Source organism: Bartonella sp. CL436QHHD (assembly GCF_042195105.1).
GTDB lineage: Bacteria > Pseudomonadota > Alphaproteobacteria > Rhizobiales > Rhizobiaceae > Bartonella.
Genome location: NZ_JBHINR010000022.1, coordinates 1 through 1,193, shown reverse-complemented (window position 1 = coordinate 1,193; position 1,193 = coordinate 1). Strand labels below are relative to the sequence as shown.

Below are 1,193 nucleotides of genomic sequence, written 5' to 3'. Positions count from 1 at the left end.
GTCGGACAGGTTGTGTCGTGCTGTAGGCAGTGGTTCTTTGACCCTTGAGGGACGCCCTGAAATCATGGCGGATCAACCTCTTTTATTGCAAGGGTTTCGTGGGCAAATCAATGGACCATGGAAAGCTTCCACTGTCACCCACTGCTATGAAAAACAAAGCGGATACACCACAGAAATCACCTTTGAGGCACCAGACAAGGGAAAAGAAAGCAATGAGAACACTGAACATGCTAAAAACAGAAAATCCAAGAGATAACTTTGCTTCTTCTTTTCGTCAACTTCCCCATAATATTGAAGCAGAGCAGGCATTACTTGGAGCAATCCTGATTAATAATAATGCACTCGATCGCGTTTCAGACTTTCTCAAAGCAGAACATTTTTTTGAAACGCTACACCAAAGGATCTTTGAGATTGTGTTACAAATTATTCAAAATGGTCATCTTGCAAACCCCATTACAATCAAGCCCTATCTCCAAATGGAAGAAACAATTGGAGATATTACTGTATACCAGTATGTTGTTCGCTTAACCACAGAGGCAGTCACTATTATTAACACTGAAGATTATGGACGCGTTATTTACGATCTTTTTATCCGCCGGTCTTTGATTAATCTTGGCAATGAAGTTGCCAATACAGCCTTTGATGCGCCTGTAGAGCTCACGCCTACCCAACAAATTGAAACAATTGAAAATCAGTTATTTGAGCTCGCCGAAAAAGGAAAATATGGAGGTGGGTTTGAAAACTTTGATACAGCCATTGCAAAAGCACTTAACATGGCAAGCGCTGCAAAAAAGCGTTCCTCACAGCTTTCTGGGATAGCTACCCATATCAAAACCCTTGATGAAAAAATGNGGTTTGAAAACTTTGATACAGCCATTGCAAAAGCACTTAACATGGCAAGCGCTGCAAAAAAGCGTTCCTCACAGCTTTCTGGGATAGCTACCCATATCAAAACCCTTGATGAAAAAATGGGAGGATTACAAGCATCTGACTTAATTATCATAGCTGGACGCCCTGGGATGGGGAAAACCTCACTGGCGACCAATATTGCTTTTAATATTGCCAATGCTTGTAAGCGTCATGATAACAGCCAAGAAAATGAAGGGGGTATAGTTGGTTTCTTCTCACTTGAGATGTCAACAGAACAGCTTGCAACTCGTATTATCTCAGAACAAATAAAGGTTTCTTCTTCT

1 protein-coding gene and 1 pseudogene are annotated in these 1,193 nt (G+C 41.2%); both read left to right on the top strand.

Annotation, left to right across the window (positions count from 1 at the left end; translation table 11 throughout):
- A pseudogene (locus tag ACFIKN_RS02360) lies at positions 1–256 on the top strand (late control protein); the annotation flags it as partial.
- The coding region (locus ACFIKN_RS02355) for a DnaB-like helicase N-terminal domain-containing protein (protein ID WP_375657860.1) at positions 213–1,193 on the top strand (981 nt) is incomplete at its 3' end. The pseudogene ACFIKN_RS02360 and the gene ACFIKN_RS02355, both read left to right, overlap by 44 nt.